This is a genomic window from Micromonospora sp. KC721, from assembly GCF_004348355.1.
In the GTDB taxonomy this organism is placed as follows: domain Bacteria; phylum Actinomycetota; class Actinomycetes; order Mycobacteriales; family Micromonosporaceae; genus Micromonospora.
In genome coordinates this window covers 51502-59235 of record NZ_SMJY01000010.1, presented here as the reverse complement: position 1 = coordinate 59235, position 7734 = coordinate 51502, and the positions used below count along the sequence as shown (strand labels likewise).

The window sequence follows — 7734 nt, the reverse complement described above, 5'->3', positions numbered from 1 at the left end:
CCCCGGCCGGTGCCCGTCCGCCCCGACGCCGAGGTCTACGGCGTCACCACCGTCGACCCGCTGATCCGGCAGCGGGCCGACCCGTTCGTCACCCTGCCGGTGGAGGGCACGTACTACTTCACCGGCTCGGTGCCCGAGTACGACCGGATCGTCGTGCGGGGTGCGCCCACCATCGCCGGCCTCGCCACCGCCACCGAGTCGGTCATCTGGCGGCGACCGACGAGCGGAAAGATGGGCGGGCACATCTGGGCTCCCGAACTGCACCGCATCGACGGGCGCTGGTACATCTACTTCGCGGCCGGAGACTCCGACAACGTCTTCCGCATCCGCATGTACGTGCTGGAGTCCGCGCTGGCCGACCCCCGGGACCCGGCCGGCTGGCGGCTGCGCGGCCAGATCGCCACCGAGTGGGAGGACTTCTCCCTGGACGCGACGACCTTCGCTCACCGGGGCCGCCGGTACCTGGTGTGGGCGCAGGCCGAACCGGAGCTGGCCGGCACGAACCTGTACATCTCGGAGATGGACACCCCCTGGTCTATCCGGACCAAGCCGGTGCGCATCGCCACCCCGACCCGGAGCTGGGAGAAGCAGGGTTTCACGGTCAACGAGGGCCCGGCCGTGCTCATCCGCAACGGGCGGGTCTTCATGACCTTCTCCGCCAGCGCGACCGACTCCCGCTACTGCATGGGGTTGCTGACCGCCGACGCCGAGGCGGACCTGCTCGACAACGCCTCGTGGGTGAAGACGCCGGAACCGGTCTTCGCCACCCACGAACCGACCAGGCGCTACGGGCCCGGGCACAACTCGTTCACCGTCGCCGAGGACGGGGTGACCGACGTGCTGGTCTACCACGCCCGCGACTACCGGGACATCACCGGCGACCCGCTGTACGACCCGAACCGGCACACCCGGGTGCAGAAGCTGTACTGGCACTCCGACGGCACCCCGCTGTTCGGGGTGCCGGTCGGCGAGGGCGGCCCGATCGTGCGCCTCTCCCCCGCCGACGCGCCCCACGCGTTCCTGCGCCACTACGAGTACGTGCTGCGGGTGGACACCGGAGTCCGTCAGCTGGCCGACAGCCAGTTCCGGTTCGGGCCCGGCCTGGCCGGCGGGGACACCGAGTCGATTCAGTCGGTCAACTTCCCCGACCGGTACGTCCGGGTTGTCGACGGCGTGGTCCGGATCGATCCGGTGACGGCCGGCAGCGCCGAGGCCGCCTCGGCGAGCTTCCGCCGGGTGCCCCAGGGCAGGGGCGGCGTCGCGGTCCAGCTCGCCGCCGACCCGGGCGCGTACCTGCGGCACGAACGCGGACGGCTGACGGTGGGCGCCCTGGCCGGACGCGGCAGCGTCTTCCTGCTGAGCTAGCCCACCGCGGCGTCCGGGCACCCGCCCGGACCGCCCCGGGTGCCCGGACGTCGGGCGCCCGGGGCGGTCCGCCGGTCAGCAAACTGCAGCTGCCGGTGTCGCCGACCGACAACCGTCGGGTGCTGGCCGTCCGGAAATTCCTCGACGCCCGTCTACCCCCCCAGTAAGGCCGCCGCATCAGCCTCCGCGGGCGGTGGGGTGGGGGCGACGTGGGGTGGCGGATCGGCCAGACTGCGATCGTGGTCGACGACGGGCCGGGCTGCGGCAACCAGCGGAATGATCAGGACGATCGCCCGGCCGAGGGCGCGACCGACCGGCGCGGCGGGCCGCTGGCCGGCGTACGCGTCGTCGAGTTGGCCGGTCTCGCGCCGGCACCGTTCGGCTGCATGATGCTGGCCGACCTCGGTGCCGACGTGGTCCGCGTCGACCGACCCGGCGGCCCCGCCGCCGGCCGGCTCGCCCCACCGGCGACCGGGCCGTTGCAGCGCGGCCGGCGGATCGTCGCCCTGGATCTGCGGTCCCCCGACGGGGTGACCGACCTGCTGCGCCTGGTGGAGCGCGCCGACGTGCTGGTCGAAGGGTACCGGCCGGGGGTGGCCGAGCGGCTCGGTGTCGGGCCGGACACCTGCCGGGAGCGTAACCCCCGCCTGGTGTACGCGCGGATGACCGGATGGGGTCAGGACGGCCCGAGGGCTGTCCGGGCCGGGCACGACATCGACTACATCGCGCTGGCCGGGGCACTGGAGCCACTGGGCCGTGCCGGGGAACGCCCACACGCCCCGCTGAACCTGCTCGGTGACTTCGCCGGTGGCGGGATGCTGCTCGCCGTCGGCGTGCTGGCCGCCTTGCTGGAGCGGGAACGGTCCGGCGTCGGTCAGGTCGTCGACGCCGCGATGGTCGACGGGTCGGCGCTGCTCACCGCGTTCCTGCACGGCATGATCGGCGCCGGGTCGTGGCCCGCGTCGCGTGGCGGCAACCTGCTCGACGGTGGGGCACCGTTCTACGACACCTACCGCACCGCCGACGGCAGGTTCGTCGCCGTCGGCGCGTTGGAACCGACGTTCTACGCGGCGCTGCTGGCTGGCCTCGACCTGGCCGACGAGGGCCTGCCCGCCCAGTACGACCCGAGCGGCTGGCCGCGGCTGCGCCGCCGGTTCACCGAGCGGTTCGCCGAACGTACCCGGGACGAGTGGGAGGAGGTCTTTGCCGACCTCGACGCCTGCGTGGCGCCGGTGCTCTCGCCCACCGAGGCGCACCGCCATCCGCACAACGCCGCCCGGGGCACCTTCGTCACCGTCGGCGAGCAGCTGCAGCCCGCGCCGGCCCCCCGGTTCGGGCGTACCCCGGCGGCGGTGCCGCGGCCCGCACCGGACCCGCAGCGGGACCTGTTGGACGTGGCGGACGTGCTGGCGGGGTGGCCGCAACGGTGGTGATCGCTAAACGGTGCCCCGACCTGGCGCAGGTGCACACCAAGCAGGGTCGCATCCGCCTCGCCACCGGCGTGGTGTCGGGCGGTGCCACGCGTGTCAGGAACCGTCCCGCAGATCGGCCGGTGCCGTCCCGGTGAGCCGGATCTGGTCGAATCGGACGACGCACCGGTCACCGAGCGGGGCCTGGGCCAGGAAGCCCACGCGGGCGTCCTGGCGGGAGGCCAACCGGAACAGTCGGACGAACTGCCAGTCGACGCCGTCGGACGAGGCGTGAAAGGCCCACGCCGGCCCCGTCCGGGTGATCCGCAGCCACACCTCGGCCGCCGTCACCACGCTGGAGTTGCAGTCGTCGGACCAGTCGTTCGTCACGACGCTGACCACCATGGCCTGGCCCGCCGGCGACCACTCGAAACAGACCTTCGCCCAGTGGTCCTCGTCGACCCAGACGGCCAGCGCGCCCGCGTCGAACGTCGTCCGCGGCGGGTCCACGCGGATCCGCGCGACGAGGTTGAACTCGGCGGGAGCCGGGAAGCTCAGCGCGGCGGCCCGGTGCTGCCGCCCACCGCCCAGGGAGTCGTTTGTCCAGTCGACGCCGGCGTCCGCCACGAGCAGCAGCTCACCGCGTTCTGCGTGGTAGGCGCCCTCGCCGTCGCGCGGCACCCAGGCCAGCGGTGGCAGCCCAGCGAGGTCGACGGTCATCCGATCCTCCCCTTCGGCGACGGTACGGCCGTGCCGCCCGCGGCGCGTACCCTACGCCGAGCGGCGCAGCTCGCGCCAGCCCTGTCCGCCGGCCCGCCACGAGTCGGCGAGGATGCTCGCCGAGCTGCGGCTGCCGCACTCCATCACCTCGGAACGGCCCTGCGCGCCACCGATCTGCGCCTGGACCTCCCAGCGTCGCCCGTCGGTACGGATGTACACATCACGGCGCCCCCGAGGCGTGGCGTCCCCATTCCACCAGTGTTCTTCGACGATCACCTGGCGACCGTACCAGCCGATCGGGAGCCGTCCGGGGGCGTGCCGGCAACGGTACGGGCACGATACGGCAACCCGGGCGGCGCCACGACGTACACGGCTCAGCACGAGTTGCGTCTTTACGCACGGGGCAGCACGGTGAGGGCCGGCGTGGAAGCCTCGGAGGGACGCAGCGTCACCGTCCCCCGCCCCACTACACCAGGGAGCCCAGATGCCCGGCACCCCGTCAGCGAGACCGCTGCACCGCGTGCTCGCACTCGTTGTCGTCCTTCTTCTCGGCGGTGTCGCCGGGCCTGCCGCGTCCGCCCGCGCGGCTGACGGGCCGCGCCGGGCCGCATCGGCGGAGCCCTGGTCACTGGTGCCGGGGCCCGCCCGTCCCGGGACTGCGCCTGCGACAACGGTCTATGGCGGCGACCGCTGGCTGTTCACCACCACGAGCCGGGGTCACGTCCGGACGATCCGCTACTCGCTGACCACCCAGACCTGGTCGGACTGGACGCAGGTCCCGGGCTGGCCGGTGGCGAGGGACGCACCGTCGGCCGTGGTGTACGGCGGCGATCTGCGCGTCTTCGTCCGCACCGCCACCGGTCACGTCCGTGCCATCCGGTACAACCTGATGACCGGCACCTGGTCGGGTTGGGTGACGGTGCCCGGCTCGGCGGGAGCGGAGTCAGCGCCCGCGACCGCCGTCTACGGCGGCGATCTGCACGTGTTCGTCCAGGGCGCCGGCGGCACGCTGCGCACCGTCCGCTACACGTTGACGACCGACTCCTGGTCCGGCTGGGGCACCGTGCCCGGCGTGCCGCAGGCGACGTCCGCTCCCACCGCCGCCGTTCTCTACGGTCACCTGCACCTGGCGGTGCGCGGCAGCGGGGACACGCTCCGGGTCACCCGCTACACCCTGGACGCCGGGAACTGGGCCTCCTGGACGACCGTCCCGGGCACCCCGGCGACGGCGTCCGCACCGACCTCCAGCGCCCACGACGGCACCCTTTACCTGACGGTCCGCGCCCGCGGTGACCTGCTGCACACCATCCGCTACGACGTGCCGGCCGAAGCCTGGTCCGCCTGGCGTGTCGTGGCCGGGGCTCCTCGGGCCACCTCCGCGCCGCTGGCCGCCGCCGGTTCCGTCGTCTTCGTCCGGGGCCCGGGGCACGAGATCTTCTTCGGCAGTATCGACGGGTGATCCCGATGCCGGTCAGTGGCGGGCCGGCATCCGCAGGCCCGCCAACCCGCCGTCGACGGCCAGCGCCGTCCCGGTGACCGCGCCGGCCGCCGGCGAGGCGAGGTAGACCACGGCCGCCGCCACCTCTCCGGCGGTGACCAGCCGGCCGGTGGGTTGGCGGGCGGCGAGCCGCCCTCGTTCGGCCTGGGGGTCGGGGGCAGCGGCGAGCAGCCGCGCCACCCAGGGGGTGTCCACGGTGCCGGGGGCCACGCAGTTGACCCGGATACCCTCGCCCACCAGGTCGGCGGCCATCGCCAGGGTCAGCGCGTGGACGGCACCCTTGGAGGCGGAGTAGAGGGCGCGGCGGGGCAACCCGGCGGCGGCGGCGACGGACGAGACGTTGACGATCGCGGGGTGCGAGGAGCGGCGCAGGTACCGCAGCGCCGCGGTGGTGGTGCGGGCCACCCCGGTGACGTTGACGTCCAGGACGCGCGCCCACTGCTCGTCGTCGTTCTCCTCGATGGTGCCAACCGCCGAGATGCCGGCGTTGTTGATCACGATGTCCAGGCCGCCGAAAGCCTCCGCCACCGCGTCCACAGCGGCGGTGACCGCCGCCCGGTCGGCGACGTCGGCGCGCACCGGGTGGACCCCCGGGTCACGTGGCGCCGCGGACGGGTCCAGGTCCAGCACCCCGACCCGGGCACCGGCGGCCAGCAGCGCCTCGGTGCAGGCGCGGCCGATCCCGGAACCGCCACCGGTGACCACCGCGACCAGCCCGTCACACCGCACGCTCGTCCTCCTTGCGCGCCGACGGTCCCGGCCGACGCCGGGCCGGGCCGGGCTCGGCGGCGGCCATCAGGCGCTCCGCAGCGTGCTGCGCTGCCGGCCGAGACCGTCGACCTCGACCTCCATGACGTCACCCGGTCGCAGGTAGGGGAAGCGCCCGGACAGGGCCACCCCCGGCGGGGTGCCGGTGTTGAGCAGGTCGCCCGGGTCCAGGACGGTGTACTGCGACAGGTGCCAGACGAGGTGGGCCACCTCGAAGACCATGTCCGCGGTGGTCCAGTCCTGCCGGGGCTCGCCGTTGACCCAGGACCGCAGGCCCAGCGCCTGCGGGTCGGCGACCTCGTCGGGGGTCACCAGCCACGGCCCGAGGGGTTGGAAGGTCTCGCAGGACTTGCCCTTGGACCACTGACCGCCGGAGTGGTCGAGCTGGAAGTCGCGTTCGGAGACGTCGTTGGCGCAGACGAAACCGGCGACGTGGGCGAGGGCCTCCGCCGGCGAGGAGAGGTAGCGGGCCCGGCGGCCGATCACCACGCCGAGTTCCACCTCCCAGTCGGTCTTGACCGAGCCGCGAGGGATGAGCACGTCGTCGTACGGGCCGACCACCGTGTTGGGGGCCTTGTAGAAGACGATGGGGGTGACCGGTGGCGGCGCCCCCGACTCGGCGGCGTGCGCGGCGTAGTTCTGTCCCACACAGAGGATCACCCCCGGCCGGGCGATCGGCGACCCGATCCGCTGGCCGGTGATGTCGATCTCCGGCAGGTCGGTGGCCTCGGCGACGCGGCGCAGTCCGTCGGCGGCGAAGAACGCCGGGCCGATGTCGTCGGTGACCGGGGTCAGATCCAGATGGCGGCCCTCGGCCCACAGGACCGGGCGCTCCGCGCCCACCGGGCCCACCCGCATCAGTCTCACGAACCAACCTCCAGTGGACGGGCACGGACGGCGGTGCGGCCCAGCCGGGCCGACGGCTCGTCGGCGGGGAGCCGCGCCAGATGGTGGCCGTCGATGATCATAGAGTAGGCACCTCCTCCGGCAGGAGACCAACCCGTTTGAGGTCGGCCCAGAGTTCACCGGGGATGTCCCACTCGAACATCGCGAGGTTGTCCGCGACCTGATCCGGGTCACGGGCACCGACCACCACACCGGTGACCGCCGGATGCCCGAGGGGGAACTGGATCGCCGCGGCCCGCAACGGCACCCCGTACCGGTCACAGACCGCGCGGACCGCGCTGGCCCGCTCGAGCAGTGCCCGGTCGGCGGGAGCGTAGTCGTAGGGGGCGCCGGGTCGCGGGTCGGCGAGCAGACCCGAGTTGTAGACGCCCGCGGCGATCACCGCCACGCCCCGGTCCCGGCACAGTGGCAGCAGGGTGTCCAGCCCGGACTGGTCGAGCAGGGTGTACCGCCCGGCCAGCATGACGCAGTCGAGGTCGACGGCCCGGACCAGGTCGGTCAGCACCGGCGCCTGGTTCATGCCCGCGCCGACCGCGCCGATCTCACCGGCCGCGCGCAGCCGCGCCAGCTCCGGGTACGCCTCGGTGATCGCCTCGCCGACGTGGTCGTCCGGGTCGTGCAGGTAGGCGATGTCGATCCGGTCCAGACCGAGCCGCTCCAGGCTCTCGGCGTACGAGCGTCGTACGCCGGCCGCGGAGAAGTCGAACGTCGGGACGAGACCGCTCGGCTCGGCCCAGAATTCCTGGCCCCGGCCCTCGCCGGGGACCAGCAGCCGGCCGACCTTGGTGGACAGGGTGAACTCCGCCCGGGGCCGGCCGGCGAGCACCGCGCCGGCCCGACGTTCGGACAGTCCGCAGCCGTACAGCGGTGCGGTGTCGAAGTAGCGCAGCCCGAGCCGCCAGGCCGCCGCCACGGTGGCCCGGGCCGTCTCGTCGCCGACGCTGGTGAACATCCCGCCGATCGGGGCGAGTCCCAGACCGAGCCGGGTCACGCGTACCTCGGTGCGCCCCAGCGGCACCAGTTGTGTGGCCCGCACGGTGTCCTCCTGTCGTGAGCTGGTCCTCCCAC

Annotated in this window: 8 protein-coding genes; 3 read left to right on the top strand and 5 right to left on the bottom strand. The window is 73.7% G+C overall.

Annotated elements, in window-relative coordinates; translation table 11 throughout:
- A partial coding sequence (locus E1182_RS03680; RefSeq protein ID WP_132261189.1) for a family 43 glycosylhydrolase occupies window positions 1–1365 on the top strand: 1365 nt, incomplete at its 5' end.
- Window positions 1366–1694: 329 nt separating this feature from the next.
- Window positions 1695–2798, top strand: coding sequence for a CaiB/BaiF CoA-transferase family protein (locus tag E1182_RS03675; protein WP_132261198.1), 1104 nt, complete (start codon window positions 1695–1697; stop codon window positions 2796–2798).
- A 93-nt stretch (window positions 2799–2891) separates the two neighbouring features.
- On the opposite strand, the gene E1182_RS03670 is transcribed toward E1182_RS03675, so the two are convergent.
- On the bottom strand, window positions 2892–3494 hold the full coding sequence (locus E1182_RS03670; RefSeq protein WP_132261188.1) for a DUF1349 domain-containing protein: 603 nt from the start codon (window positions 3492–3494) through the stop codon (window positions 2892–2894).
- A gap of 51 nt (window positions 3495–3545) precedes the next feature.
- On the bottom strand, window positions 3546–3770 hold the full coding sequence (locus tag E1182_RS03665; protein WP_132261187.1) for a hypothetical protein: 225 nt from the start codon (window positions 3768–3770) through the stop codon (window positions 3546–3548).
- Between the two features lie 208 nt (window positions 3771–3978).
- Here E1182_RS03665 and E1182_RS03660 point away from each other — a divergent pair, with 208 nt between their 5' ends.
- Window positions 3979–4953: a hypothetical protein gene (locus tag E1182_RS03660; protein ID WP_132261186.1), complete on the top strand. Its 975-nt coding sequence runs from the start codon at window positions 3979–3981 to the stop codon at window positions 4951–4953.
- Between the two features lie 12 nt (window positions 4954–4965).
- Here the strand turns inward: E1182_RS03660 and E1182_RS03655 are convergent, their stop codons facing one another.
- From E1182_RS03655 to E1182_RS03645, 3 genes are all read right to left on the bottom strand, one after another.
- Window positions 4966–5721: an SDR family NAD(P)-dependent oxidoreductase gene (locus E1182_RS03655; RefSeq protein WP_132261185.1), complete on the bottom strand. Its 756-nt coding sequence runs from the start codon at window positions 5719–5721 to the stop codon at window positions 4966–4968.
- Between the two features lie 66 nt (window positions 5722–5787).
- On the bottom strand, window positions 5788–6627 hold the full coding sequence (locus tag E1182_RS03650; protein WP_132261184.1) for a fumarylacetoacetate hydrolase family protein: 840 nt from the start codon (window positions 6625–6627) through the stop codon (window positions 5788–5790).
- 97 nt (window positions 6628–6724) lie between these two features.
- Window positions 6725–7702, bottom strand: coding sequence for an aldo/keto reductase (locus tag E1182_RS03645; RefSeq protein WP_132261183.1), 978 nt, complete (start codon window positions 7700–7702; stop codon window positions 6725–6727).
- Window positions 7703–7734 lie beyond the last annotated feature (32 nt).

Excerpts from the sequence above, each read along its gene's own strand:
- E1182_RS03670 (WP_132261188.1), bottom strand. The coding sequence starts at position 3,494 with ATGACCGTCGACCTCGCTGGGCTGCCACCGCTGGCCTGGGTGCCGCGC.
- E1182_RS03660 (WP_132261186.1), top strand. The coding sequence starts at position 3,979 with ATGCCCGGCACCCCGTCAGCGAGACCGCTGCACCGCGTGCTCGCACTC.